Raw genomic sequence first — 25810 nt, forward strand, 5'->3', positions numbered from 1 at the left:
GTGGCTCGTCGCCAACGACGTCCTTCCCGCTGACGTGGTCACACGCAACCGCCGGCTCGCCGAGACTGCGCTCCGGCCGTGGCACCGGTGTTCATCCACGGCGACCTGCAGGTCGACCACGTCTTCGTCGCCGGTGACGAGGTCACCGGCGTCGTTGACTGGTCCGAGGCGTCCCAGGGCGACGCGCTCTTCGACCTCGCCACCCTCACGCTCGGACACAAGGAGCACCTTGGCGACGTCGTCGCCGGCTACGGCACCGACGTCGACCGCGACCTCATCCACGCATGGTGGTCGTTGCGATGCTTGACTAACGTCCGCTGGCTGGCCGAGCACGGCTACGGCTCGCCGGACGAGTTCCCCGAGGTCGCCGTGCTGAGATCCCGGCTGTGAGGCTGCACGAGCCCGACGGCTACGAGGGCCGTTCTGCCGCATCGAGCGGGCCATCTCCTGAAGCTCGTCTTCCGGACCGACGGAGGTCATGGTCATCGAAGATCCCGGGCAGCCGGTCGGCGACGTCGGACGCCGGCGCACGACTCGACCGGACCTACGCCGACGTCCGGTTCGGTGGGGACTTCGAGCCGGTCACCGCGTCAACGCCGAAGCATCGAGAGGTTCTGCTGGAGCAGGTGAAGGCGCACATCACCGCAGAGCTCGCGTCCCGACAGCGGAAGCGCGTAGGGGCGAAAGGACGGACAGAACGGCGGCTACGCGTACCCGTAGATCGTGATGGTTACCGTGCGGGCTGCATAGTGATGCGAGACTAACGAGAACGAGACATCCGGTCATGCCGCTGACCGCGCGTCGGTGACCGGATCTGCCGAGATGAGTGCGTAGAGGACTCGAGTCGCTGGACGCATCGGGGGTAGTCCGGATCCATCCGCAATGCAGAACCGCGGATACTGCGACGTGCACGGTGTTGCCAGAATCGGCGGTATGGGTTTACGGGCGCGATGGTCAGCCATCGTCGAACGCTTGCCGTCCTCCTACGCCGAAGCGTTTGCCGCAGCGTACGCGCGTATGGCGTCCCGCAGAGCGAGCCGGACTCGGGCGATCGCCGCTCTGGTCCAAGCCGCGGAGAAGATGTCGGCCAAGGGCGAGCACGCTATGGCGGAGGCCCTGTACCGCAAGGCGGCAGAAGCCGGAGACCACCGGGCCGTCGTGAAGCTGGTCAACTGGCCTGGTATCCGGGAGGATCACGCTGCGATGGAGGCCGTCTATCGGGCGGCGATCACGGCCGGTGACGTTCAGTCGTTGGCGTCTTTGGCGGCGCTGCGCGCCCGGCAGGGCGACACGGCCGAAGCTCGCATGTTGTTCGCGAAGGCCATCGAGTCCGGCAGCGTCAGCGCGTTGACGATGTATACAGCTTTCCTGCACAACCACGGCGAGCCCGGCGAGCTCAGTGAGGCGATCGAGCATCGCCGTCGCCAGGTGGCGGCCGGCGACACCGGTGCTCTGCCGAACCTCGGCGCGCTCTTGCTGCCGCATCAACAGGTCGAAGCGGAGGCCGTGCTGCGTCAAGGTGCCGCGCTGTTGGAAAACCGTTGCCGATGCCTGCTCGCTGCGCTGCTGTTGGACCGGGGTGCAACCGGTGAAGCAGCTGAGCTGGTCCGGCGGGTACGCGCCACCGGTGACGACCTGGTACGTGGCTACGCCGAGCGGCTCGCGGAGGAGTACGAGTTGCCCTCGTAATCTCGCGGACCAACAGCAGTACGCGCCGTGCGGCCCTCGCGACTGAACATCCGGATCTGCCGCCGACCGGGTGCGCTGGGAGGCAGGACGTCCCGTTACCCTCCGTAGACATCTGGCACGGGCATCGACCCGACCCCCGTGCACTCACGTGTCGATGCGGTTGTGTCGTCCGGTCGGGTGTCGGGCGATTCGTCAGGTACGGCAGGGCTGGTGTGACGCGCAGGCGCGGTTGGGCCAAACTAACGGCTGGCGTCTGCGGTTCGGGTCGGCGCCGATACCACTGAGAAAGGTGAGTAAGTGATGGCCGTAGCGGGCGCGCCGGTTGTGTTCGTTCACGGCATGTTCCTGCACGCCACATCGTGGGGGGCCTGGGTCGAGTTCTTCCGGGCGGCGGGATATGCCCCGGTGGCGCCCGCCTGGCCGGGTGAGGCGAGCACGGTCGGAGAAGCCCGCGAACACCCCGGCCAAGTCGCCGGGACGGGTATTGACGACATCGTCGCGCACTATGTCCAGCTCATCCGCGGCCTCGATACCAGGCCGATCCTTATCGGCCACTCGACGGGAGCCCTGATCGTGCAGCGGCTACTCGGTCAGGACCTCGCCGCTGCGGCAGTGGCGATCCAGCCTGCACCGATCAGGGGCGTGGTCAGCCTGGCGCCATCGACAGCGCGGGCGGCCTGGATCGCATTACGTAACCCGGCCAACCGCCATCGAGCGCTTTCGCTGGCCTCGCGGCAGTTCCGGTACGCCTTCGGCAACGTGCTCTCCGCCGCTGAGTCCGACGAGCTGTACGAGCGCTGGACCATACCGTCGCCGGGCAGGCCGTTGTTCGAGCTGGCTTCGGCGAACATCTCCCGGCGGTCGCCCGCCAAGGTCAATACCGACCATCCGACTCGGGGACCCCTGCTGCTGATCGCCGGCGCTAAGGATCACAGCGCACCAGCGGCCGTCGTCAAGGCGACGGCCAGACGCTACCGCGGGTCGCCAGCGGAGACCGACTACCAGGAGTTCGCAGATCGCGGCCACACGCTGCCGATCGACAGCGGCTGGCGCGAGGTCGCCGACGCCACGCTGACCTGGCTCAAGCACCGCATCCCGTAACAACCACCCGACGCGCCTCTCGTTGCCGCCCTGCGCGACGCACCCTTCTGCCATCGTCCGCGAACGCGCGACCATGCCGATGAGCGCTCGCTTGATCTTGGCAGCTGTCCGCACTGCCGACTCGACCAGCGCGACAACCCAGTCTTGGTCGGCGGGGCAGTGCGACCCAAGGCCAGAATCCGGGACCGGACCCGCTAGTCCGGCGGTCGCTGTAGGAGCTGTCGGGACGACGCGAAGCCCAGCCGTTCGTACACCGGCACAGCCTTGCGACCAGAGTGGACCGTCACGCGAAGGGACCCGAGGCGTGTCGCATGCTCCGAAGCAGCGCCCACGAGCGCCGAGCCGATCCCCTGGCCTCGCTGATTCGGCATGACAAAGACGCTCTGGATGTCTGCGGATAGCCGACTTGTCGCTCCAGGTCTCGGGACGCGAGGGACGAGCGCGACCCAGGCCATGCCGACGATCTCCGGTCGGACGAGCCGAGCGACGAACGCTAGGTGCGAGTCCTGGTGGGCGGCCCACCACTGCGCGAGCTCCGGTGCGAATGCGTCAACGGACAGCTGTGCTGGCGCCTCATTAGGGGTGTCTAGCCACAACAGCCGGGCCAAGTCTGCGACGTCGTCCGCATTCGCCTGACTGATCCTCACGAGGTGAGTCTGCCACGGCCGTGGAGTGCGGCATCAACCGGCTGACCCGAAAACGCCACCACGCCGTGGATACCCGCTACGACAAACTCGCCTACCGCTACGAAGCCACCCTTCACATCACCGCGATCGAGGTCGCCTCCGGCCTGTTCACCACCAGCCGTGTCGACCAGCTCGTCGCGAAGCTGCGGCCGGGGGCGTGGGTGCGCATGTCGTGCGAGGACGGAGCACACGGCCCGCGCCGCTACGACTGGGTCAGCATCCCGATCCGCCGGGACGTCGGCACCGACCGGCGGGGCTGGGTGCTGGCCGGTCGATCAGCGACCCGACCGAGATCGCCCACTACAGGTGTTACGGCAAGCGGGGGACCCGGTTACGGGAACTGGTCCGTGTCGCTGGTACCCGGTGGGCGATCGAGGAGTCGTTCCAGACCGCGAAGAACGAGGTCGGCCTGGACCACTACCAGGTCCGCCGTTACGACGCCTGGTATGCCCACATCACCCTCGCCCTGGCCGCCGCCGCGTTCCTCGTTACCACCCACGTCCGGGAAGCCGAAAGAGGGGGCCACGGTGCCGAGGCAGACATGCTCATCCGACTCAGCAGCAACGAGATCCGACGCCTCTACCCCGAGACTCGCTTGAGCGGCTCATCCGTGATCAGGGGGACGGCGTCGCCGCACCGTTGCGAACCGCTGTCCTCATCCTTGACGGCCATGGACTCCCGTCGCATCCAGAGCTGTAAGGACGACCGACTGCCGCACCGCACATCCGGATCTGCCGCGATTGGAGCGCATTGATCTACGATCGAAGCCACCGGATTTGCGATAAGCGGATGTCTTCTGCGGAGGCGACCTGACAGCTCGGCTATGTGGAGCTCGACCGGCTTGGTGCCGAGGTGCCTTTCAGGTCCTGGCGGACCGGAAGAGGAGGCATCCGTCGCAGTCGATCCAGATGAGGATAGGTTTGCCCCGACTAGACTGCCGGATCTAGCAGGTAGTGGGGATGCCAACGGGGGCGGCGATGAGCAACGACGATCGGATCGAACGGGCCAGGAAGGTCTATGAGCGGGCAGTGTTCGGCGGCGATACCAGCGCGCTGGTCGACGCCGAACAGAGCCTGGACGCGGTCGAGGCCGATGCGGCGTTGGCGCGTGGGCTGATTCTGCATGCGCGGTTTCAGAGCGCGCCCGCCAACGCCGGTTCGTTGCCCGCCGAGGATCCCGGTGAACTGCCGTTGTTTGAGCGCGCGCTCGAGTTGTACCGGGCACTGGGGGACACGCGCGGCGAGGCCGAGGCATTGTTCTGGATCGGTTGCCTCCACCAGTTCATCCGGCGTGACAACGAGACCGCGGTTCCGTACCTCGAGCGGTCCTGCCGACTGGCGGCGCAGACCGGCGACAAGCCGACCCGGTCGGAGGCGCTGCGGCACTTAGGCATCGCGGCGCACGCGGCTGGCCGGCTGGACGAGGCGCGCGAGCGGCTGGAGGAGTCGTCCCGGCTGCGCCGGGAGGTCGGGGCCCTGCCGGGCGTGGCCTCCAACATGATCGGGCTGGCCTACATCGCCGCCGCCCAGGACCGCCGCGCGGACGCGTTCGCAACACTCGACGAGGCGCACGCCATCGCACGCGCGCATGGTGCTCACGCCATCGTGCGGCACATCGAGCAGGCGAGAACGCAGATCTGAGCGTGCGGCCACGGCAGACGTTCCGCCAGCCTGTCGCGGGCGCGCACATCTGCCGCCGAGCGAGCGCGCTCGGCGCGGTTCAGGTCGCCGTCGACTCACCAGCCTCGTAGGCGCACAGGCTGCAGCAGACGCCTCACGGCGACTCCGTGGCGGTCAACACCGTCACCGAGACGGGCCGGCCCTGCGTGTACTTTGGCTCGGCCAGGTCGGCAGCGGTCTGCACAAGCACGCCGAACGCGATGTCGGCCTCGTCGGGAGCTGCGGCCAGCATCTCCGCCGCATCCGTCCACACCAGCAGGACCCGGTCGACTCCGAGGATGACCAGGCCGCCGAACAACGAATCCGACAGCGCGTCCCAGCTGTAGTTGCTGGCCAGGGGCGGGTCCAGCGGCAGCGTCGCCCGGACGGCGTTGAAGAAGGCGTCCCGCCCGCCACCCGCCCCGGTGGACAGGGAGAACACCGGGATGCCCTGCGCGCGGGCGGACGTCGTGGCGGCTTCGATCTCCGAGGCCGACACGGCCGTCACACCTGGAAGTAGTTCCACACCCCTCACCTGATCTTTGAACAACGATTGCAGGGACATCTGTTCGGCTCCTTTGCAGCTACGCAATGTGCTGCCGCTGCTCGACGCCCACGCCGGAGCTACCCTCACCGTCGAAGACGCCGACACCACATTCCGCGTCCACGATGGCGATCAATTCGTCACCGAGGTGCCCCGCACCAGCACCAAAGCGGTCGCCCGCTTCAAGGTTCGTCGACCGGAGCCTCCACGGCACCCTGGTTCTCACGCCACCGCCACAGCAACCGTCGCGCCTCAGCGGTGTCCAACAGCTCCAGACCCCGAACTGCCCATCCCCGCAGCGACTCATCGTCACTCCGCAACTCGGCCGCTAACAGCTCGAACGCCCGATCCGAACGCGCCTCCCCAATGAGCTCCAGCAGCCAGCAACGCAGGCCGTGATCACGTTCAACGCCGAACACCTCGATCAGCTCAGCCACATGCTGATTGGCGACCAGGCGCAGCCGCTGGAAGCCGTCCTCCGCCAGCTGAGGATCACAGCGACGCATCAACCGCATCGCCTGCCGAAACCCGCTGCCCACCCGTGAAGGCTAACCACCCCCACCTAACAAGCGACGATCCTGCCGAACAGAACCGATGGATCGTCTAGCCGAACGTGTCACCGTTCCGAGACTGAACTGTCGCGCAGGTCCTGAGACCGACAGCCCATCGGCGGACTGCCTAGTTTCGGCTGCCCTGCTTGTGCTTGGAGCGGATCGTGAACCGGGCACCTCGCCGGACCGGCGCACTGGACCGGCGCCGCGGCTTACGCGGAGGAAACCAGCGCTGGAACGGGATCCGGGACAGCATCAGAGGAACCGCCACGACCAGGATCCCGAACCCGGCGACACCCAGCCCTCCCTGGATGCGGCCCCGGTGCCCGCTGAGCTGGTCGAAGTCCGTGACGAAGTCGCTCGGATCGGCCGGGTTCACCCAGATCGGCACCTCATCGCCGATTGACCGGCACACCTCGACGCAGCCGACCTCCTGCTCGTACATCCGGCCCGCCAGCTCGTACCGAAAATACATGGTGGTCGACGGGCTTGTCCGGTTGCCGCCGGACTTCGTCACCTGGTCGTCGACAACCGCTCGCGCCGGTACACCGGTGGCTCGCAGCTCGGTCTTCCAGTCGTCGAGCGCGTACTGGGTATGGAACGGCAGCCACAGCAGCGCGCCGCCGGCCATCACCAGCAACACGCAGCCGAGGGTCACCCAGACCGACGAGCGTCGCAGCATGATCACGCGATCATCATGCGGCGAAGACGCAACCCCGGGCCAAGCTGCATGCGTCACCCGGTCACTTCACACCAGGTCGGGCATAGCGTCAACCGGGAGGTGGGACGGCAAGTGCCAACTGTGGGCCGGGACTTGATGCACGAGATGAGCGGCGTCGGACCTCAGCTCCGGCGGTCCGGAGACCCGCCCTGACCACCGCCTGTATCGGCCCCGGCGTCGCCACCATCCTCGCGGTAATGCGAGGAGCGGATCGGCCCGCCGTCTTCGAGCACGATCGCCTGGTAGCCGTCGGCGACGAGAGCAGTGAAGATCTTGTCGGCCAGTTCCGGCTCCCGGGACGGGTACTCCAGCTTCAGATCGACGACGTAGGGGTGGCGTCGAACGACGAGCTGAGCCTCGCCGATGATGGTCTTTGCTGCCACGAGGATCGCACCGATGTCGTAGTCGAAGCCGGCGATCTGGTCGGCGTCGTAGTCCCAGTGCTCCAGCCTGAAGGTGCGATCACGGTCGGATCGGGTCCAGCCCTGCCGTCGCGCGTCGGAGTCGGCGGCGGTCGCGATAGGTCGGATCTCGACGAACGCTCGTCGGCCTGGTCCGGAGGCGGTTACCTCGGTCACCAAGCGTCGCCCGAGGCGCAGCGCGGTCAGCTTGTCGGTGGGCCACTGCGGTCGGCTGCCGCCCGCGGTCATGCTGCGACCTGCTCGACGGAGCGCTCGACGAGGTGACCGCTGACGACCGTGGCTGCAGCGCGGACCAGGGCGACGAGGTGGCGTGCGTTGACCGCCCGCCACCGGTCCTGGGCGGCCATCGTCATGCGTTCGTCAAGGGGAAGCAATCCAGCCCTCGGGTACATCAACCACCAGAGGAGGCACGCGATCGGCCAGTAGGGCATGGCGGCGGCCCTAGTGGTCGTTGAGCATGAAGACGAGTGTCTGATGCTCGACGTCGAGGAACGCGACCCGCCACCGTGTCGACGGATCTGTTTCGTTGTACGACCTGCTGTGCAGCCACCGCGACCCGGGCGGCAGGAACGGCGCCAGGGCCGGCCACACGTCTTCGGGGCTGCTGCCGTGGGGAAGTTCATCCAGATTGACAGATTCGTACGGTACGAATTCGTACCACTTCGCCAACCACTGCGCGTCCTCCGGGCGCAGCTTGACCACGCCCTGGTATGCCCAGTCCGTGGGACCGGGCAGTCTGGAACACGGGTTGCCCGAGGCGCGCAGCTGCCAGTGGATTTCTGGGTAATCGCCGAGGCCCGGCAAGTCCTTCGGAGGGTCCCAACGGTCGGTGCGGACCTTTGCCTCTGCGGCATGCATGGACTCCTGGCAGGTGTGCGTCTCCCCCGGATCGTCACCGACGAGCAGGAATCCGGCCGCGACGCACCCGACGACCGCCAGCAGCATCGCAGCAGACGCGCCGAGTACAGCCACCAGCAGCGGCCTGCGCGTCTTCATGGTCATGAGAGTACGAGTCCTCGGCCATCCATCTTGGGTCGGGCGGTCGCATCCGGATCACGGGCTAGGAGGGTGAGGACGGCGGATCGAACCGCTCGCTCGTTAGGCTGCGCCGACGCCGATCTTTGGAGATGAGGAGCTGGCGGTGGTCAATAGCGGCGGCACGAAATGGTGGGTGCCTGAGGTACTGCGTGACGATCAGCTCGCGGTCTGCTCGCGCAGTGCCCTGGTCGAGCTGGCGGCGGTGCTACCGGCAACGGGCAGGTTCGTCGTTGCCCGGCTTGACGGAACGAGGATGACGGATGCGGGCCACGCCTTCTACGAGTTCTCCGACGCGCTGCTCTTTCCCGGCTACTTCGGCTGGAACTGGGACGCGTTGTCCGACTGTCTCCGTGATCTGAACTGGTTGCCCGCGGACGGATATCTGATCGTTGTCGAGAACGCGCCCCGGTTGCTGTCGAGCAGCGCCGAGGATCAGCACACGCTGTTCCGGATCCTGTCTCGAGCCGTTCACCACTGGGCGAACCCGCTCGGCCAGCCGGACGGCAAGGGCGTCCCGTTCAAGGTGCTGCTGCTGTGCGACCGCGACGAGGAGGCGGCGCTGTTGCGGCAGGAGATCGCCCGCGCAGTCCGTAACATGCGGTGAAATCCCCGATACTCGCGACCGCCGCCTGCCATCCGCTCATCGGCATTATCGGATGCGGCGTCAGGCCTGAAGAAAGCGCAACTGGCGGCCTCACTCCGGCTCTCCGGGGCCCCACGCGTACTCATTTGCCGCGATCCGCGCGCTACGCAGCGTCACGCCGAGCTGGCCCGGTTGCCGTCCGGACGTGCCGATGAGCGAGCGGCTCGACACGGTTAAGGGCCTCTGCGAATTGCTGCTGACGATGGTGTCGTCGGGATGCGCGTAGGCGATGCGGATCGCCTCGGTGACCAGCGGGCGTAGCTGCGGAGCGTTCTCGTCCACGCGAAGGTTCAGCAGCGAGATGATGCGGCAGCGGACACGCAGGTCGTCGTTGGCGAGGAACACGCGCAGGCCTGCCGCTTGGAACTCCTGCCGCAGATCGGTGCACGGATCGCCCTCGGCCCCGCTGCCGTCGATGTGCAGCCACGAGTGGTTCCAGGCGCCCGCCGCTCCGCCGATCTCGTAGTCGCTGCCCGAGCGCCGGGCCGAGATCGGCCCCTGCAGCTGGCCGCTCGAGATCACCTACACTGCCAGGACGCCCTGCCGACCAAGATCGGCGAGATGACCGGCTAGAACACCACTCGGGCGTCAGCCAGTGGGCTGCCTGCCGGCAGGTCGAGGCCGCCACGACCGGATAGGTGGAGCATGGCGGCGACCGCGTCCGCGGTCGTCCGGTCGGCCGCGGTTCCGGTGCCGACCGTCCAGGTACCTCCGGCGGGACCGGTCAGCGTCAGCTCGAACGGGTGGCCCCGCCAATGCCGGTCGAGGTCACGCACCACCTGTGCCACGATGTCGGCGTCGTGCGGGTGCGGGTGCCACTCCTGGCCGGTGGCTCGGACCAGCTCGAGGCGGTGCATCCAGGTGTCGCGCGGGGTCAGCACGTCGAAGAGGTAGCTCATCCGCCGGTCGGGCAGCGGTGGCTCCGGAAAGAACATCGTGCTGGGCAGCCGCCGCACGAACCCCGGAATGCGCCGGGTCGCGGCCAGCCCTTTCGGTCCGAACCGAGCGAGGTGTGCCGTCAACTCCGCCGGTGATCGGCCGGCCAGCTCGTCGATCTGGACCTGGTTGTGTCCGTCCAGGGCGATACGGTCCGGGTAGCGCCGCTTGGCAGCCCGCAGCCGGCGCAGGAACGTGCCCAGCCGGGCCAGTTCCTCGTACTGCCCGGCGATGTGGGCGACGACGTCTCGCACCGACCAGCCTGCGCTGCCGGTCGGCCGGTCCCAGTCCGGTCCGTCCAGCGCGGACAGCACCTTCTGCAACGCGGCGAGTTCGGCGTCAGCGACCTCGGCGGCGCGACGCCGGCCGAGGGCCGGGATGCGCGCGACTGTCTCCATGGGGTTCCTCCGTCGGCGGGTAGCGGTCCCGGAACATGGCGAAGATCTGCGGTCCGAGGCGGGTGAAGCGCCCCTCCTCGAAGGGCTCCTGCGGAGCGTTGGCCAGCTGCTGCGACAGCATCCCGGTGAAGAGCACCGACAGCACGGCGACGCCCTCGTCGCTGGCCGCGCCCGGCCCGACCTGTCCGCGCTCCACCGCAGTGCCGAGCATGCGACGTATGTCCTCGACCATCGCAACGCTCGGCGCGAACGCCTCGGCCGAGGGCTCGAACCTGGGCACCGGGCGCCAGAAGAGCAGCTGGGCCAGCGGCTGGTTGGCCATCGCCCAGCGCCCGCCAGCTTGGAGGGCGCTGATCAGAGCCGGCAGTCCCGGCTCGGCCTGGCCGGCGGCGGCGCGGAACTCGTTGAGATGCTGCTGATGCCCCAGCTGAAACAGGCGGTCGAACAATGCCAGCCGGGACGGAAAGTACTTGTACAGCGATGGCGGCCGGATGCCCAGCCGTCGGGCCACTTCGGACAGCGACAGGCCGGCCACGCCCACCTCGGCCATGACGTCGACGGCGATCGCCAGGATCTCGTCGTACGTCTGGTTGCGCCGAAGCTCGCGGCGACCTCCAACTAACATGTAGCTAAAGCTACGACCTATAGCCGACGGCCGCAAGGCATGGTGCGTCGCCTGCAGGTTCGGTACGCCGAGCAGACCAACTCGGGCAGGGGTGCGCCGCCGACCACGTCATGCCCAACTCCCGGGAACAGGGCGATTGCAGCGAATCCCGCAGGGAGCCAAGCAAGATCAGACGTCCGGATCTGCCGCGAGCCGCGCGTTACGCAACGTGACTCAACGCCGGTGGGCCGCCGGTCGAGACTGTCGATGAGCGGGCGTCACCCGTGGATCAGATCCATCCGCGAGCCCGCATGCAGAAGGACGGCTATGCCGCGGGAATCCAGGTCGGGCTCACCGGGAGCGCCGCCCGACCGCTATGCCGACCGCCGCGCTGCCGGATTCATGATCGTTTGCCAGCCGAGTGTCGTCCTTGGCCGGAGTTCACGTGTGGAACCAGTGTCGTATGTGACGTGCTGATTCGGAACATGATCGGCGGCGGCTCTCGGCTGGGTGAAACGCCGATTGATACCACCACACCGTCGCACGGCCTTGACGTGATGGATGCGGCGCCCCACCTGTAGCCGGGTTACTTCCTCACCGGCGGTCACGTGGACTCCTACGGACGGTACGAAGACCTCCTGCACCGCGACGCCTACCAGCTGCTGCGCGCCGGTCTGGTCGGCGGCAAGGGCGTCCCTGAGTCGGTGTCTCGGCACCCGGCGGTGTTCCCGACGTTTACCGCACCGTCCTTCGGGCCGGTTCACGTCCGGGTCGTCCGCAAGCACACCTGCGCCAACCGGAAGCGCTGCGACTGCCGACCGGACCCGTGCCACGCCCGCCGCGCCGACGATCCCAGCGTCGGCCTGTGTCCGCACAGACGGCCGTCCGTCTGCTGGGCCCGCCACGAGCCCGGCGACCAGGTCCTCGGTCAGCCGCTCTGCTTGGACTGCTACGACCACGACTACCAGGTCGTCTGGAACCTGTTCTCCGGTGAGCTGTGGCACCGCACCAAGCAAGCCGCGGAACGGCACCTCGCCAAACTCGCCCGCCGCCGCGGCATCTCCCGCGTTGAGATCGTCACCGCCATGGGCAACATCCGGAAGGTTGCGCCGGTCCGGCTGTCGCACGGCAAGGCGGCGGAGTTCCAAGCCCGGGGAGCGGTCCACTTTCACGCCCTGGTGCGCCTCGACGGCGTCGACCCGACCGACCCGACCACCGTCGTCCCGCCGCCGGCCGGCTTCTCTGTGGCCGACCTGGAAGACGCCCTTCGGGCCGCCGTCGCGCAGGTCGCCTTCACCACCCCGGCCCACCCCGACCGGCCTGAGGGCTGGCCGATCGCCTGGGGCGAGCAGGTCGACATCCGCCCCATTTCCCTGAACGGTCGCGGTGAGGTCACCGACAGCATGGTCGCCGGATACCTTGCCAAGTACGCCACCAAGAGCACCGAGGTAACCGGGCACCGCTCCGTCAGGCTCGACGCCGATTCGATCGGCGACTACGCCGACCCCGACGGCGACCACACCGCCCGCCTCATCGACGCCTGCTGGCAACTCGGCCGACCCACCAGCACACCCATCCCGCTCTCCCAGCGGCCCCGGGACCACCAGCCCACGCCCGGCTTCGTCCAGCGCTGGGAGTGCCCCGACTGCGGCATTCACACCCGCTACCCCGCCTGCCCCGTCTGCATCGCCGCGCGTCAAGCCAGCCTTGACGCCCAACCCGCCAGCAGACCTCCGGCCAACCCGTACGCCAGGCTGCGCCGGTGGGCGCACATGCTCGGCTTCGGCGGCCACTTCCTCACCAAAGCCCGCCGCTACTCCGTCACCTTCCAACTCCTTCGCGACTCCCGCGTCACCTTCCGGCGGCACGAGGACCAGGTCGACGAGCACCCCGGCAGCCTCCGGGCCGACCACCTCGACGACGACACCACCCTCATCGTCGGCACCCTCACCTTCGCCGGCGTCGGCTGGCACACCCTCGGCGACGCCCTCCTCGCCAACACCGCCGCCGCCCTCGCCCGCGAACGACGAACCACCGGCCGCGAAGAACTCGCCCACGAACTCAGCGCAACCCCGGCCGGCACGCCGGCTGCCGCTTGACCACCGCTCACGATCGAAAGGACGACCACCGGATGGCTCAACTCGTCACCGAACCACCGCGCTGCCTCCGGGTGGAGGAAGCCGCCCGGCTGCTCAACGTCGGCCGAACCACCGCGTACGACCTGATCCGTTCCGGCCGGCTGCGATCCGTCAAGATCGGCCGCCGCAGGCTGGTTCCCCGCGACGCGCTCGATGCGCTGCTCGCGTCCTTGAAGGAGATCAGCTAATGCCTTCTCGCCGCCGCGCCAACGGAGAGGGAACCATCGTCCGCCGCAGTGACGGTCGTTTCCACGCCGCCTACTACGTGCTCGATCCGGACGGCAACCGGCACCGCCGCTTCGTCTACGGCCGGACCTGGGACGAATGCCACTCAAAGCTCGTCGAGATGAAGTCCAAGACCGCCCAGGGCGTTCCATTGGAAGTCAAGGCCTGGACGCTGGAGAGGTACTTGCGCTACTGGCTGACCGATGTAGCCGGCCGCCGGCTCCGCGCCACAACCGTCGCCGGCTACGAGATCGTCATCCGGGTCCACCTGGTGCCTGCTCTCGGCAGAAAGCACCTTGCCAAGCTCACACCGCAGGACGTTCGGCAACTCCTCACGGCGAAGCGGCAGGCGGGGCTATCGGTGCGGATGGTCCAGTACATCCACGCGGTACTGCGCAACGCGCTCCAGAACGCCGTCCGGGAGGAGTTGGTCGCCCGCAACGTGGCCAAGCTGGTCCAAGTCGAGACTCCCGACTACGAGGTCGGCAAGGGCCTAACGATCGCCCAAGCACAACGACTGCTCGAGACTGTGAAGCCCACACGCTGGCACTCGCTGTACGTCCTGGCGCTCATCCTGGGCCTCCGCCGCGGCGAACTGCTCGGCCTCCGCTGGTCGGACGTTGATTTGGACGCCGCGACCCTGACTGTCAGGCAGAACCTTGTGCGGGCAAGCGGTGAGCTGCGAGTGCAGGCGCCAAAGACCCGGCGGTCCCGGCGTACCCTCCCGCTACCTCTGCCGGTCGTGGCGGCGCTTCGGCAGCAACGGGAAAGGCAAGCCAAGGAACGTCTCGCAGCTGGCTCTTCATGGGCGGAGAACAGCCTGGTTTTCTCGACCTCGCTTGGCACGCCGATTGAGCCTCGCAACCTGACCCGGCACTTCTACAGCATCCGGAGCCGAGCCGGGCTCCCAGAGATCCGCTTTCACGATCTCCGGCACACCTGTCTGACGCTCCTGTTGAGCTTGGGCACCCCGCCGCACATCGCGCAGGCCATCGCGGGTCATTCCCACGTCGATGTGACCATGATGATCTACGCGCATACCGGACTGACCGAGCAGACGGAGGCCCTGCGAAAGCTGGGCGAGGCCTTTGGCTCGGACGGCTGATGTCAGAAATGGATGTCAGACACCGCCGCCGACGGACAGACCAGCTGGTGTGGGGCGAGTTTTCCCTGGTCATGTACTGGTGGGCGCGGCAGGTTTCGAACCTGCGACCCCTCGCTTGTAAGTTCTGGGCAGCCTGCCGACGGCGGCCACGTTCGGCCGGCCCATCTCCGTCGAGGGCCTCTAGAAGAGTGCGCCGGTACGCCGTCGTCCGTCACTGTTGCTACAGGCGCTGCTACACCCGCCATCCACCGCAGCGGTCGCCGCGGGTCACCCATCCGCGTTGCGTCCGGACTACATACGGGAGAGCCGTCCTCAACCATCCCGGTTGATGTAGCCATGGGTGTCGGTCGCAGACACCACCGAGCCGCGAAGGCGAGCTGTGCTTGAACCTCTGAGCCGGCGGCCCCCGACGGAATCCGCTGGATGCGCCCGAGCGCGAGGGCTTATTCTATCGGGCTGCCGTCGGGCGGCTCATCGGCGCGATCGAGGGAGAACCACAGTGAGCTTGGCGGGCCGGGTCGACGAAGACCGAAACGCGGAGCCGCTGACGCCTGTGTATGGCTTCAGCGAACCCGGAGCCTCGATCGTCCTTCACAGCGGTCCGCTTGGTGTGGTGGGAACGGCTGCACGATCGGGCCGGGTGGAGTTGTCGCTCGGCTCACGCCCGGGCCTTCGTTGGCATGTCGAGCCCGACGAGGGCGATCAGCTCGGCGACTTGGGGGCAGTGCGGCTGCGACTGCACCGGCGGGGTCGGCAGTGGACGGTGGACGCGCATCAGCGAAGCATCAACGAGGGTTGGATTAACCATGCCGAGTTCGCCGAACCAAGTGTGGATCTTCGGCGGGTCCTCGTTCACTGGATGAACTTGCCTAACATCCTCGGGCCGATCGTGCTGTTCGCCGCCGGGTCGGGCCGCAGGCAGTGGTGGGCCGGACGCTGGCAGGCCCAGGTAGATGGCTGGGTGTTGACGCTCGATGGACGACCCGACCACCGTGACGCCCTCAAGGATGCGCACCTACAACACGTCCATGTGCTGACGCATGTGATGGACATCCGGCGTAGCGATGGCAGCAGCTTTGATGTGCCCGCCGTGCGGCACCTGCTCGAGAGCCTTCGTGTCGGCCTGTCGTTCGCGTTCGGCCGCTGGGTTGCGCCGCTGCTGCCCGTGGGCTACGACTCGCGCGGCCGGATCGTGTGGGAGGCATGGACCTCCCCGATCTGCGACCCCGCGCAACGTATTGGCTCCGCCTGGCTGTATGCCGGGCGGCCCGATGACCTGACAGAGCTGGTGACCCGCACCGTCACCGCCTTCAATGACGACAGTAGGCCCGGCATCACCCGGTTTCAAATGCAGCTCGCGGTCCAGGCGGTAGAGTCCGGCTTTGTGGAGCAGCGGATCATGGCAGCGTTCCCAGCACTGGAGAATCTGGCCTGGCAAGCCCTGGTCCTAGACGGCAAGATGACGCCCACGGCGTACAAGAAGGAGCCCGCCGAGGACAAGCTGCGCCGGTTGCTTAACGGAGCCCACATCCCGACCGACATCGACGCCGCCGCGCTGCCGGCCCTCGCTGGGTTCGCCTCCACCGAACGTCTGGACGGACCCACCGCCGTTACCCGCGTACGTAATCGCCTCATCCACCCAAAGTCACCGACCGACCAGATTTACCGCCACGACGGTCTCGTCCACGATGTTTGGCTACTTTCCCGCCACTATCTGACCCTGCTCATCCTGCACTCGATCGGATACCAAGGCTCATACGTCAAAGTCGTTCCCCCAGCGGGCTGGTCCAGCGATGCCACAGCAGTTCCCTGGGCGGTGAACAACCTTCCTAAACAAGCCGAGGGCGATCATGGGCCTGTTTGCTCGAGATGATGGTTCACGAACTCCGGTAGCTTTCCCTCATCTCGATGCTCAAATTGATGTCGAGCTCCGCCGGCCGCCTCGCTGGTGGAGGTTGGCCCTTTCGTCCGCGGAGGTTGGCCCTTTCGTCCCGAACGCCGGTACGGCGCATCGTCTGCTGCCATCGGTTGTCATCCCGTGCCTCTCAGCTCGGCCACCACCCCGCCTGCTGTCGTGACGTGTCGCCCGCAGGCGGCACGTTCGATGCTTCCTTGCTGCTTCCGTGAGTGGCCGAGAGAGTAGGCGCATCGACATGGCCCTGAAGCTATGGATTCTCGGTCCGTTTGCTTGCTGTACTTCCGCACTGCACGCCGTGGGTTCACGGCACCTACTCGTGCCACCACACCCCAAGGAGATGAGCTGCACCCGCTCGACGGGCTCGCCAGGCCAAGAGCTGATCGAGCTTGCCCACCTGCGCTCGCAGGTCGCGGGCGGCGGGAGTCGACAGCATCAGCATGGCGTTCTCCAGACTCCTGCGCCCGAAGTCGGTCGGGCCGCAGCAGACGCATCCGTCGTAGAACTCTCCCGCGTCTCCAACAAGCGCGACGCGGTCCAGATCTCTGACGGGTCCTCGAACGAAGCGACTCCATCGCTCCCAGGCAGCTTGCACGTCCCCCGGGCGGAGGCGGCTTCTCTCCAATCGAGAGATCTCCGCGACGGTGCCGCTGGAAAGGCCAGGAATCCTGGAAGTCGTCTTCGACGCCCGCGCCCTGGCACGCGCACGACGAATGATGCTCGGCCGCCTACGCGGCATGGCTCCTTAGATCGATCATCCGGCCATGATGGTCGGTCGCGACCGTCACCGCAACGGCCAGGAGCCACGAGGCAACGAGCCGGCCTCCGAGCGGCACACGGTTTGGGGATTCTCGCCGTCAGCGAGCAGGCGGCGATCTGACCTGCGGTTGGCGCTGGTCAACGGCGTCACCGGCTGGTCAGCCTTGACCGCCGTTGACCCTCGCCTACCGTCGGGTCGGGCACACAACGGGCACGCTCAAATCACTCCATGACGCGGTACTACTCCTTCGCCAACGGGTAGCGCACCTGCGCCCATGGACCAGTTGCCTAGATGGGCGCCGTCCGAAGGCCGGTAGCGGGCGATCAGGCGCCAAGCCGTATCGGTCAGGTCGGCAGCGAACCTTGTGCCGAGTCCGCCTTGGTTGTCGCCGACGTTGAACAGCCGGCTGGCGATCCGCCGCCAGGTCTCGGGCCTCTCCCCGCCGAAGAACATGATCAGGTAGGTGCAGAAGTTCGCGATCGTGTATCCAGGGTTGCTGGCCGGCGCTGGATCTCTGCGGTAGTGGGCCAAGTGGCCCATCTTCTCGTAGACGTAGTGCAGGTCTACGCCGTTGTCCCCAGCAACGACTTTCCAGAAGTCTTGATCATCTGGTCCGGGAAGCATCGCCAACAACCGGTACAGGTGGACATGGTCTGGATCTTGTGGCATCTGGTCAGGGTATGACTGCAAGTGGGTGACGGCAGCCCCTAACCGCTTGCGTGCTACTGGCAGCGCGTCACCGTTCGCAGGCGTCGCCCGTCCCCGGTCGTGACATCTCGCTTACAAGCTCTGTGCGTCGCGTCCGCAGGCGTCCGGCAACGGCTGCACGCTCGGAGCTTCGTCCGTGCCAGCGCGCGTCGACGTGCCGCCGTCCGGCGGCGTTGCTAATGAGAGTTGCCGGGTCAGTTACGGCAGACTCGGGTCCGGTAGCCGCTGGCGGGTGAGCACTCCCCGTTGCAGGACGCGTGGCAGTCCTATTGACAGATCGTGCCCCTGCCGGTGGTCGGGAGACGGAATCGCTGATGGGATGTCGTGCCCGCCGCAGGTGCGTGAGCACTTGATCATTAGCTTGCGGAAGGTCTCCCGGAGGCTGCCAGACAGCTCGCGCGACTGTGGACCTGCGGGAGGACGACGTGTTGTTCGTGGGAGACGACTGGGCCGAGGACCACCACGATGTCGAGATACAGGACGAGGCGGGCCGACGGCTGGGCAAGGCCAAACTTGAGGAAGGGATCGCCGGCATCGCCCGCCTGCACGCGCTGATCGGCCAGCAGTTGGGCGAGGACGGCGACCCGGTCCAGGTGGTGGTCGGCATCGAAACCGACCGGGGCCCGTGGGTGCAGGCGCTGATCGCGGCCGGCTATCAGGTGTATGCGATCAACCCGCTGCAGGTGGCCCGGTATCGGGAACGGCACGGTGTCTCAGGTGCGAAAAGCGACGCTGGTGACGCCCACGCCCTGGCCGACATGGTGCGTACCGACCGGCATCAGCTCCGCCCGGTCGCCGGCGACAGCGCTGCAGCCGAGGCGGTCAAGGTCGTGGCCCGGGCGCACCAGACGTTGATCTGGGAACGCACCCGTCACACGTTGCGGCTGCGGCAGACGCTGCGGGAGTTCTTCCCCGCCGCCCTGGTCGCGTTCGACGACCTCGCCGCCGCCGACGCCCTGCAGCTACTGGGCAAGGCTCCCGACCCGGCGTCGGCGGCCCGGCTGACCACTGCGCAGATCACCGCCGCGCTGAAACGGGCCCGCCGCCGTGATGTGCCGGCCAAGGCCGAGAAGGTGCAGGCAGCGTTACGCACCCAGCAGCTGGGCCAGCCGCCGCTCGTGACCGCCGCTTACGCAGCCACCGTCCGCGCCCAGGTAGCGATCCTGACCACGCTGCACACCCAGATCAAGGCAATGGAAGAGCAGGTCGAGGCGCATTTTGGGCAGCACCCGGACGCTGAGACCTACCTCAGCCAGCCCGGCCTGGGCCGAATCCTCGGCGCCCGGGTGCTAGCCGAATTCGGCGACGACACCACCCGCTACGCCGACGCCAAAGCCCGCCGCAACTACGCCGGAACCAGCCCCATCACCCGCCAGTCCGGCAAGAAGAAGATCGTGCTGGCCCGCTACGTGCACAACGACCGACTCATCGACGCCATCGGCCGGCAGGCCTTCGCCGCCCTCAAAGCCTCCCCCGGCGCCCGCGCCTACTACGACCAGCAACGCCACCGCGGCCTCGGCCACCACGCCGCACTACGCCAACTCGGCAACCGCCTCGTCGGCATCCTCCACGGCTGCCTCAAAACCGGCACCCACTACGACGAGAACACCGCCTGGCAACACCGCGAACAGCACCACCAAGACGCCGCTGCTTGACCGCAGCGCTCATGGGATGTCTGTCAGCGTTGCTGTCGACAGCCGTTCCGGCGGCCCGGCCCGAGCCTGGCTGTGGGGAGCCGGGTCCGGCGTACCAACGGCTGCATTGGGTGTCGGCCGCCGTCAACGAGGGCACGCCATGGCCTGTCCGGCCACATCTGCTCTCAGCTGTCACTACGGCGCTCGGTGCGTTAGCGCTGCCTTTCACAAATCGGCAGCGCGAGCCACTGTCGCCCGGCGTCGCCGCTGTTGACGGCTATGCGGCTCCATCGCGTGCGGCGGGGAGGCACTGATGCCGCACCGCTCACCGGCACTCCGTTACGCCAGCAGGCAGCAGGTGCCGCAGCCAAACCTCAGCCAGGTCAGCTCCTACGGGGACCGACCCATACTGTTCCAGCAAGACCAGCATTGCGTCATGCAGTTCGACGGCCGCTTTTAGCACCAGGCGTGCATCCCGAAACGCGCCCTTCCCACGATGAGACAGGTTCGATCGGACTGCGTAGTAATAGCCGGCGCCACCGGTCCCATCCGGCCCCAACTCGAATGTCTCGGTGGGATACCTGCTGTCGACGACCTTGTCGGGCTTGGCGCCCACGGTCTTGAGGGCGGCACGAAACGCAAGGTCGTCGCCCAGTTTGTCAACCCGGACCATGGGCTTTAGCGCTGGCCCGTAGCGGAGCGCCGTGTATCGTTCAACGACGCTCCACAGCAGGAGGTAGGACGCTTGGAGGCGGAAGAACCGGTGCCAGAACTCGGGGCTGTCCGGTTGCGCCTCCACGCCATCCGGCGCCGCCTCTAGCACGAGCCGCCGGACCTCGGCAAGTCCCTCACTAAGCACTGGATCATGCCTGGCCGACCACTCCCGTATTGGATCTCCAGAGACTCCGTCCTGCAGCCTTTTGCCGGCGAGAACCTTGGCAGTGACGGTCCGGCCATCTTCAGTCACGGCTTCGGTCGTGTCCCAGCCGTACTGGGCACGTGGCTCAAAGTCAGCCACGATCTGCCAGGCCTCATCGGCCTTGTCCGCGGAAAAGAAGAGGAGAGAGCCGTGGACACGCCCGGCAGCCGAGGAAGCGTACAACGGCAGTCCATCACGCAGCTTGATCACACCGGCCACGGTGGCCTCAACGTGCCGGTCGACATGTGGCTCGAGCAGACCGAAGGCCAGCTCGCCGGGCTTCAGCGAGCCGTAGACGAACAGCGGAAGGACTCGATCCTGGGGCGGCCTGAGTGGTGGCACCCAGCGATTGTGCCACCGAATGATCTACGCGGCGTTCCGGCGGGCGCAACGGAGCTCCGACCCGCTGGGGGGATGCGGTCTAACGCTGTCGGCCGCTGCCATCTGGTGGCGGCCCGCATCGACGAGCAGGTGCTGTATCCCGTCGTTTGGCGTTTGGGTCCGACCCGCATCGAGGCTCGCGCTGCCTTTTGGCTGCCTCGCTGCCTAGCGCCTCGCCTACGAGGCGTAGTCCGGATCTTCTTGTGCCGCGTGTCGTGGTCGTTGATCGGCGGGTCTGGTTATCTGCCGCTGCACGATTTCCTGGATCGACAGGCGTCGAGACCACGACGGACGTACGACAGGAGATGGATCGTGCTCGCGACTCGCGGCCTGTTGGTCGTGAGCCTTGTCGTGGGATGCTCAACAGGCGAAGGGAGCGGCAGGTGGATCGACCGAAGTTGCGCCGGGTCGCCGATGGGCTTCCGTTGGTCGGTGTGTCGCTGGGGTTAGTTCGGTACCTCATCGACGAGAGGCTTCTCGGTCATCATGGCGGTGGCCTGGCCGCTGTCGGTGGCGGGTTCGTCGGGTTGCTGGTCCTCAGTTGGCTGCTGCGCAGGGTGTCCGGGATGACGTGGCGCGAGGCGCTGTGGCCGCGACGGGAGCCACCGCCGTGGAGCCAGTTGCCACCGAGCATGGCGTCGGTCAACGAGTTGGCCCAGGCCGGGAAGAAAATCCAGGCCATCAAGATGTACCGCGAGCTGACCGGCGCCAGCCTGGTGGCGGGCAAGGAAGCCGTGGAGGCCATGATCGTCCGCCGCAGCCTTCCGTGAGCCGGCACCGTGAATCGAACCTGCTCCGCTGATCGCGCTCGTCCACGCCGCTGGCCGTCCGGCGGTGCGGCCGGCCGCGGAGGCCAATGCCGGCGCCAAATTGCCGCGAACAGGCCGCTGGCCGGCTGACGCCTCGCTTACAAGGCGCTTTCGTCAAGAGTCGTAGCGTCCGCTGACGTCCGGCGGGTTCGGGCCGGAGGCGACACCCGTTCGCACTCATCCGGCTTCGGCCGCCATCGTTGATGTCAACGACTGATGTCAGCCGCTGCTGTCGGCTCCCTGCCCGCTGCTGGTAAAACCGCCGGATGGATCAAATGACCGACCCGCTGGCCGGGCTCGACGAGGTCCCGTGGCAGTCGCTGCACCACGCGTATGGGCCGGCCGTCGACGTACCGGACCAGTTGCGGGCGTTGCGCTCGGCGGAGGTGCCGGTCCGGCGCCGTGCGTTGTCCAAGCTGTTCGGCAACGTCTACCACCAGGGCACGCGATGGGGGGCGAGCTGTCACGTGGTGCCGTTCCTGGTAGCGCTCGCCGACGACCCGGACACCCCGGACCGGGCAGCGGTAGCCGACCTGCTCCGTTCGGTGGTGCTCGGCGACCGGCGCGACGACGAGCTGCCGTTCGATCCGCGGCGGACCTTCGCCGCCGCCGAGGGGATCACCGACAAGCAGGCGGCGCTGGTGGAGCGACATCTGGACGCCGAAAACCTGTTCGAGCACGAGGAGGCCGCGGAACTGGCTGACGACGTGGCGGTCCGCTGGGAGGCCGACGCCTTTCACGCTGGAGCCCGGCACACCGACCGGTACGTCCGCTGGCTCACCGATCCGGACCCGCAGCTGGCCGGGTACGCCGCCGAACTACTCGCCTGGTTCGCACCCGACGAGGCCGCGTTGGCCGGGCTCATCGCGGTCCCGGATGACGAGACGCGCGCCGCCACCCGGGCCAGCGCCAACCTGACCCTCGGCCACTGTCCGGTCGGCTCGGAGCGGATCGACGCCTGCCTCCACGAGATGCTGGCCACGAACGCTGCGGTCGTCCGGGTCACGGCGGCGGTGGGGCTGGCGTACCGGCTCGGCGACCAGCTACCCGACCTGGCCCTCGACGTCCTCACCGACGCCCGCAGCTCGGACTTCGATGCCGAAGTACCCGGCTGGGACCGGTCGGTGCGCGGGTTCGTGGCCCTCGCGTTGCACCGGCTCGGCCTCGGCTGACTCGCCCTGCGACACACGGTTTAGGAAGGGGCTTGTCCTCCGCGAGACATCCTGGCGACGACCTGCGCAGACGCGCGCCGCCACGCCTCATCGGTGCTAGATCATTCCGTGAATGTTCCGTAGAGCGCCCAGCTATGGGGTTCAGCGGCGCCCGAGGCCGGCGTGTGCCGTTACCTCTCCGCCGACGCGCTCCACCATCAGATAGCCGTCCTCGACCCATACGGTGTCGCCTGCCTGAACCAGGACCGGCCGGTCAAGCTTGACGCAACACCACCCGGAAATCAGGGTCAACCGATCAGCCTGCTCACGGGACGCCGGACTCGTGTGCCACACGCGAAGTATCGCACCTGGGGCAGCCCTGCTCCTACGGATTGCCGGCGAGGCGGTCGCTGAGGTCCCGGCGAGCAGGTCGCGAGCCCCATACGGCCGGACTGAGGCTCCAGCGGTTGGGTTCGTTGCTGTACTTCTGTGCTGTACAGGTCACGAGTCGCGGCGACGCTTGGCGCGTTCCGCGCTGAGCAGATGAGTAATCATCAAGACAAGGAAGGCCAACCACAGTGCGCCGTAGATCACCGACCGTGGCTTCTGCCAACTGCTGGGCATAGCGTCGCTGCTCATCAGGAGAAGACCGGAAAGGCCCACGCACACGACCGCCGACGCCCATAGCCTAGGACGATGTATTGCTCGACCGAACAGCCTGACAGTCTCGGCGCGTCGGCTGCGGACAAACACGACGGCGGCAAGCATGATCGCGGCGAGCGAGACGCCTGCGGTCAGGATGTTCATCGCGAGCCCGACCGCGTCGAAGGTCATCACGGACGCCAGGGTAGCCGGAGGTACCAACTTCCGGCCGTAGTGCGGTTTCGGCCCCACCGCTTCCTGTCATCCCGGGCCCCGATGGTCGTCAAGCCCTGCCGGCAGTCTCGCTGGCACACCTTGACCACTTCGTCTCGAACGCCGTCACGGGCCGCCGACGGCTGTCGTCAGTAGGCCTTGAGTACCGGATTCTCGCGGATCGCCGTCAAGCGGTGCGGTCCTGCATCGGCGGTCTGGTACGTTTCGCTGCCTCTTTGATGCTTCCCTGTCCTAACTCAATGACTTTCGGCGACGCGGTCGCCGGACGATCCGGGCCGGTGGCCGCCAAATTCCGCAGGAGTGCGGTCCGGTGACGGGCGCTAGCATCGGCAACCCGTCACCGTTGCGGTGGGCTCAGCGGAAGGAGCGGCAATGGTGGACGTGTCGGTCGAAATACCACCGCCCCTGAGCAAGTGCATCATCTTTTGCGAGGTCGAGTGTGTCCGCGCGTGCTGCGGGATCGACGCCGTCTCCACCGATCCCGCCCTTATCGAGGCGTGGTGCCGTCAGGTGGGGTCGGTCGCGGTGGTCGAGGCTCGGCTTCAACTCGCCGAGCTGATCGAAGTGGTCGAGGACCGCTCGCACCGCGTCACGTCGACATTCCTGAACCACCGCACGCACGACGACGCCGCGCGGCGTCAGTTGCTGGACTTCCTGGCCGCGTTCGACGCGGGACTGGCGGCCGGCGACGCGTCGTGAGCGGTCGAGGTGATCGATCCGAACTGATGCTTAAGGCTACTGTCAGCTTGGGAATCGGATTGGTCTGCACAGTGAGTGACGGCCTTCGGGGCGGAAGAGCACAGATCGTTGAGGTTGAGCGGCGGAGTTGCCGGCTGTTGACCGCTGTTGCCCGCTACGTCGGGCACAAGGCGGGCACGGATCACGGTCCCAGCCCTTGTGCCGAATGTCCTCGGCTCGTTGCAGCCCACAGGTCGCATCAGGATCCGGACTACATGCGTAGCCAGTCGAAGAATGGAATCCCCGGCTCAGCCGCTTTGTACTCGATCCAGCTAGTGAGCTTGCCGATCTGATCCCTGATCTCCTCTGCGTAGCGTGTGGGTAGAGCGCCGGGTGGGGCGCTCGCGATGATGAGCTCGGCCTCTCTGGCGGTCTCAAGCCACTCCTCGGCCCCACCGTCGACTGGTCCTCTGCCCAAGCTCCACTCGTGGGTTCCATAGCCCACCCGGTCAAGCAGCAGGTCGGCGAGCAGCCGCCAGGTCATCACATCGTCGGGATCCAGGGCGAGAGCCTCGCGAAGCAGTCCGCCGTACGCGTCTTCGTCCTCCGGGAACGGCAGGACCCGACGGAGATCCAGGCTGACGGCCACACAGACTTGATACAGCCATCGCAGCTCGGGAACGCTCGGTCGGGCGAGCCGTTCGAGGAGCGTCGGCAGGATCACCTGCTCGGCGAGCCTGGCGCGCAGGATTGACCCAAACCAGAATTTGTCGGCAGCAGTAGGAGCAGCATCAAGCCACCGTCGGCAGATGGCGTCGGTGACGATCCCACGGCTCAGAGCCGGCGCTGTTACCACTCGAGCGACGAGTTCCTGGCCTTGCAGTTCAACGGCTCTCCGCTCCGCCTTCCACTCCTCCAGTCGCCCCTGCGGGATGGGCGCCGGACGCAGCAACGGCACCAACAGGTCACGCAGGTCATCAGGCAAGAGATCCAGGTCGGCCGGCTGAGGCACTGACATAGGCAGATCATGCATGGCACCTCGCTCGGCACCTTTCCCGCCATCCCGTTCGCCGTCGACCCGCCCTCTCGGGGAGCGGGCCGCCCGCCCGGCCCGCCACGTCAAGCGGACCTTGACGGCTCGTACGGACGCTGGCGGGTCGGGCGGTGGTCTGCTCGGCTTGCCCGGGTCGATGGCAGGCGGGATGGCTCCTTCCGCAACCACCCACGGACCGTAACCCACCGGCGCAGCCCCGGCCATCCTGGAGCCGGAGCGCCCCCGCCGGAGGCGCCGTAGCTGCAACCCCGCGACCGCCGCCAGCTCGCCGACGCGGTCGGCGTGCCCTCCCCTACGCCGCGCGGGTGCTGGCCGCGCGGCCCGGCCGGCTGCCGGCCCACCCCTCACCGGTCAACGGCCTGTCGTTCTGCGGCGGCCCTCCGGGCTCACCGCTTTCCGCGCCAGCCGCCGGGCATCCGGCGTGACGGCCGCAGAGCGACAGCGGCAGCGGCCGGCGCGCGCCCAG

28 protein-coding genes and 1 pseudogene are annotated in these 25810 nt (G+C 67.5%); 14 read left to right on the forward strand and 15 right to left on the reverse strand.

Annotated features, from left to right (window positions below):
• Nucleotides 1-78 precede the first annotated feature (78 nt).
• The 3 genes from ACTWO6_RS25250 to ACTWO6_RS25260 all read left to right on the forward strand — a co-directional run bounded on the left by ACTWO6_RS25250 (nt 79) and on the right by ACTWO6_RS25260 (nt 2790).
• Nucleotides 79-390 (forward strand): phosphotransferase, encoded by a 312-nt coding sequence (locus tag ACTWO6_RS25250; RefSeq protein ID WP_446216265.1) that lies wholly within the window; start codon nt 79-81, stop codon nt 388-390.
• 492 nt (nt 391-882) lie between these two features.
• Nucleotides 883-1689, forward strand: a complete 807-nt coding sequence (locus tag ACTWO6_RS25255) for a hypothetical protein (RefSeq protein ID WP_446216266.1) — start codon at nt 883-885, stop codon at nt 1687-1689.
• Nucleotides 1690-1989: 300 nt separating this feature from the next.
• The gene (locus ACTWO6_RS25260; RefSeq protein WP_446220757.1) at nt 1990-2790 is read left to right on the forward strand and encodes an alpha/beta hydrolase; all 801 of its coding nucleotides are present in this window, start codon (nt 1990-1992) and stop codon (nt 2788-2790) included.
• 194 nt (nt 2791-2984) lie between these two features.
• On the opposite strand, the gene ACTWO6_RS25265 is transcribed toward ACTWO6_RS25260, so the two are convergent.
• Nucleotides 2985-3437 (reverse strand): GNAT family N-acetyltransferase, encoded by a 453-nt coding sequence (locus tag ACTWO6_RS25265; protein WP_446216267.1) that lies wholly within the window; start codon nt 3435-3437, stop codon nt 2985-2987.
• A 158-nt stretch (nt 3438-3595) separates the two neighbouring features.
• On the opposite strand from ACTWO6_RS25265, the pseudogene ACTWO6_RS25270 reads away from it, so the two are divergent.
• Both ACTWO6_RS25270 and ACTWO6_RS25275 read left to right on the forward strand, forming a co-directional pair.
• Nucleotides 3596-3996: pseudogene (locus ACTWO6_RS25270) on the forward strand (IS701 family transposase); the annotation flags it as partial.
• Between the two features lie 457 nt (nt 3997-4453).
• Nucleotides 4454-5116 carry a tetratricopeptide repeat protein gene (locus ACTWO6_RS25275; protein WP_446216268.1) on the forward strand — a complete coding sequence of 221 codons (663 nt, stop codon included), beginning with the start codon at nt 4454-4456 and terminating at the stop codon, nt 5114-5116.
• Nucleotides 5117-5249: 133 nt separating this feature from the next.
• Here the strand turns inward: ACTWO6_RS25275 and ACTWO6_RS25280 are convergent, their stop codons facing one another.
• From ACTWO6_RS25280 to ACTWO6_RS25305, 6 genes are all read right to left on the reverse strand, one after another.
• Nucleotides 5250-5699 carry a barstar family protein gene (locus tag ACTWO6_RS25280; RefSeq protein WP_446216269.1) on the reverse strand — a complete coding sequence of 150 codons (450 nt, stop codon included), beginning with the start codon at nt 5697-5699 and terminating at the stop codon, nt 5250-5252.
• 161 nt (nt 5700-5860) lie between these two features.
• On the reverse strand, nt 5861-6217 hold the full coding sequence (locus ACTWO6_RS25285; RefSeq protein WP_446216270.1) for a HEAT repeat domain-containing protein: 357 nt from the start codon (nt 6215-6217) through the stop codon (nt 5861-5863).
• A gap of 139 nt (nt 6218-6356) precedes the next feature.
• Entirely contained in the window at nt 6357-6911 is a 555-nt protein-coding gene (locus ACTWO6_RS25290) for a DUF3592 domain-containing protein (RefSeq protein ID WP_446220758.1), read from the reverse strand.
• 161 nt (nt 6912-7072) lie between these two features.
• Nucleotides 7073-7600 carry a hypothetical protein gene (locus tag ACTWO6_RS25295; protein WP_446216271.1) on the reverse strand — a complete coding sequence of 176 codons (528 nt, stop codon included), beginning with the start codon at nt 7598-7600 and terminating at the stop codon, nt 7073-7075.
• A complete protein-coding gene (locus ACTWO6_RS25300) occupies nt 7597-7725 on the reverse strand; it encodes a hypothetical protein (RefSeq protein WP_446216272.1) in 129 nt (42 codons plus the stop codon). The genes ACTWO6_RS25295 and ACTWO6_RS25300 overlap by 4 nt, the downstream gene beginning before the upstream one ends.
• An 88-nt stretch (nt 7726-7813) precedes the next feature.
• On the reverse strand, nt 7814-8368 hold the full coding sequence (locus tag ACTWO6_RS25305) for a hypothetical protein (RefSeq protein ID WP_446216273.1): 555 nt from the start codon (nt 8366-8368) through the stop codon (nt 7814-7816).
• 145 nt (nt 8369-8513) lie between these two features.
• Here ACTWO6_RS25305 and ACTWO6_RS25310 point away from each other — a divergent pair, with 145 nt between their 5' ends.
• Nucleotides 8514-9014, forward strand: coding sequence for a barstar family protein (locus ACTWO6_RS25310; protein WP_446216274.1), 501 nt, complete (start codon nt 8514-8516; stop codon nt 9012-9014).
• A gap of 90 nt (nt 9015-9104) precedes the next feature.
• Here ACTWO6_RS25310 and ACTWO6_RS25315 read toward each other — a convergent pair whose 3' ends face one another.
• From ACTWO6_RS25315 to ACTWO6_RS25325, 3 genes are read right to left on the reverse strand one after another with little or no spacing between them, the layout of a single operon-like run.
• Nucleotides 9105-9575: a hypothetical protein gene (locus tag ACTWO6_RS25315; RefSeq protein ID WP_446216275.1), complete on the reverse strand. Its 471-nt coding sequence runs from the start codon at nt 9573-9575 to the stop codon at nt 9105-9107.
• Between the two features lie 47 nt (nt 9576-9622).
• Nucleotides 9623-10387 carry a maleylpyruvate isomerase family mycothiol-dependent enzyme gene (locus ACTWO6_RS25320; RefSeq protein WP_446216276.1) on the reverse strand — a complete coding sequence of 255 codons (765 nt, stop codon included), beginning with the start codon at nt 10385-10387 and terminating at the stop codon, nt 9623-9625.
• On the reverse strand, nt 10329-10937 hold the full coding sequence (locus ACTWO6_RS25325) for a TetR/AcrR family transcriptional regulator (protein WP_446216277.1): 609 nt from the start codon (nt 10935-10937) through the stop codon (nt 10329-10331). Before ACTWO6_RS25325 ends, ACTWO6_RS25320 begins: the two co-directional genes overlap by 59 nt.
• A 662-nt stretch (nt 10938-11599) precedes the next feature.
• On the opposite strand from ACTWO6_RS25325, the gene ACTWO6_RS25330 reads away from it, so the two are divergent.
• The 4 genes from ACTWO6_RS25330 (at nt 11600) to ACTWO6_RS25345 (ending at nt 16332) form a co-directional block, all read left to right on the forward strand.
• Complete coding sequence (locus ACTWO6_RS25330; protein WP_446216278.1) at nt 11600-13090, forward strand: replication initiator; 1491 nt, start codon at nt 11600-11602, stop codon at nt 13088-13090.
• Nucleotides 13091-13122: 32 nt separating this feature from the next.
• Nucleotides 13123-13317, forward strand: a complete 195-nt coding sequence (locus ACTWO6_RS25335) for a helix-turn-helix domain-containing protein (protein ID WP_446216279.1) — start codon at nt 13123-13125, stop codon at nt 13315-13317.
• On the forward strand, nt 13317-14459 hold the full coding sequence (locus ACTWO6_RS25340; protein ID WP_446216280.1) for a site-specific integrase: 1143 nt from the start codon (nt 13317-13319) through the stop codon (nt 14457-14459). The genes ACTWO6_RS25335 and ACTWO6_RS25340 overlap by 1 nt, the downstream gene beginning before the upstream one ends.
• 499 nt (nt 14460-14958) lie before the next feature.
• Complete coding sequence (locus ACTWO6_RS25345) at nt 14959-16332, forward strand: hypothetical protein (protein WP_446216281.1); 1374 nt, start codon at nt 14959-14961, stop codon at nt 16330-16332.
• A gap of 1018 nt (nt 16333-17350) precedes the next feature.
• On the opposite strand, the gene ACTWO6_RS25350 is transcribed toward ACTWO6_RS25345, so the two are convergent.
• Complete coding sequence (locus ACTWO6_RS25350; RefSeq protein ID WP_446216282.1) at nt 17351-17803, reverse strand: hypothetical protein; 453 nt, start codon at nt 17801-17803, stop codon at nt 17351-17353.
• 464 nt (nt 17804-18267) lie between these two features.
• Between ACTWO6_RS25350 and ACTWO6_RS25355 the strand changes: the two genes are divergently transcribed.
• Nucleotides 18268-19497 carry an IS110 family transposase gene (locus ACTWO6_RS25355; protein WP_446216283.1) on the forward strand — a complete coding sequence of 410 codons (1230 nt, stop codon included), beginning with the start codon at nt 18268-18270 and terminating at the stop codon, nt 19495-19497.
• Between the two features lie 304 nt (nt 19498-19801).
• On the opposite strand, the gene ACTWO6_RS25360 is transcribed toward ACTWO6_RS25355, so the two are convergent.
• Nucleotides 19802-20737, reverse strand: coding sequence for a gamma-glutamylcyclotransferase (locus tag ACTWO6_RS25360; protein ID WP_446216284.1), 936 nt, complete (start codon nt 20735-20737; stop codon nt 19802-19804).
• Nucleotides 20738-21159: 422 nt separating this feature from the next.
• On the opposite strand from ACTWO6_RS25360, the gene ACTWO6_RS25365 reads away from it, so the two are divergent.
• A complete protein-coding gene (locus ACTWO6_RS25365) occupies nt 21160-21546 on the forward strand; it encodes a hypothetical protein (RefSeq protein WP_446216285.1) in 387 nt (128 codons plus the stop codon).
• Between the two features lie 305 nt (nt 21547-21851).
• Nucleotides 21852-22757 carry a hypothetical protein gene (locus tag ACTWO6_RS25370; protein ID WP_446216286.1) on the forward strand — a complete coding sequence of 302 codons (906 nt, stop codon included), beginning with the start codon at nt 21852-21854 and terminating at the stop codon, nt 22755-22757.
• A gap of 141 nt (nt 22758-22898) precedes the next feature.
• Here the strand turns inward: ACTWO6_RS25370 and ACTWO6_RS25375 are convergent, their stop codons facing one another.
• Together ACTWO6_RS25375 and ACTWO6_RS25380 are read right to left on the reverse strand one after the other, a co-directional pair.
• Complete coding sequence (locus ACTWO6_RS25375) at nt 22899-23048, reverse strand: hypothetical protein (protein ID WP_446216287.1); 150 nt, start codon at nt 23046-23048, stop codon at nt 22899-22901.
• 189 nt (nt 23049-23237) lie between these two features.
• Entirely contained in the window at nt 23238-23573 is a 336-nt protein-coding gene (locus ACTWO6_RS25380) for a hypothetical protein (RefSeq protein ID WP_446216288.1), read from the reverse strand.
• A gap of 411 nt (nt 23574-23984) precedes the next feature.
• Here ACTWO6_RS25380 and ACTWO6_RS25385 point away from each other — a divergent pair, with 411 nt between their 5' ends.
• A complete protein-coding gene (locus ACTWO6_RS25385) occupies nt 23985-24311 on the forward strand; it encodes a DUF6331 family protein (RefSeq protein ID WP_446216289.1) in 327 nt (108 codons plus the stop codon).
• Nucleotides 24312-24561: 250 nt separating this feature from the next.
• Here the strand turns inward: ACTWO6_RS25385 and ACTWO6_RS25390 are convergent, their stop codons facing one another.
• A complete protein-coding gene (locus ACTWO6_RS25390; RefSeq protein ID WP_446216290.1) occupies nt 24562-25308 on the reverse strand; it encodes a hypothetical protein in 747 nt (248 codons plus the stop codon).
• Between the last annotated feature and the right edge of the window lie 502 nt (nt 25309-25810).

The organism is Micromonospora sp. IBHARD004, assembly GCF_052814115.1.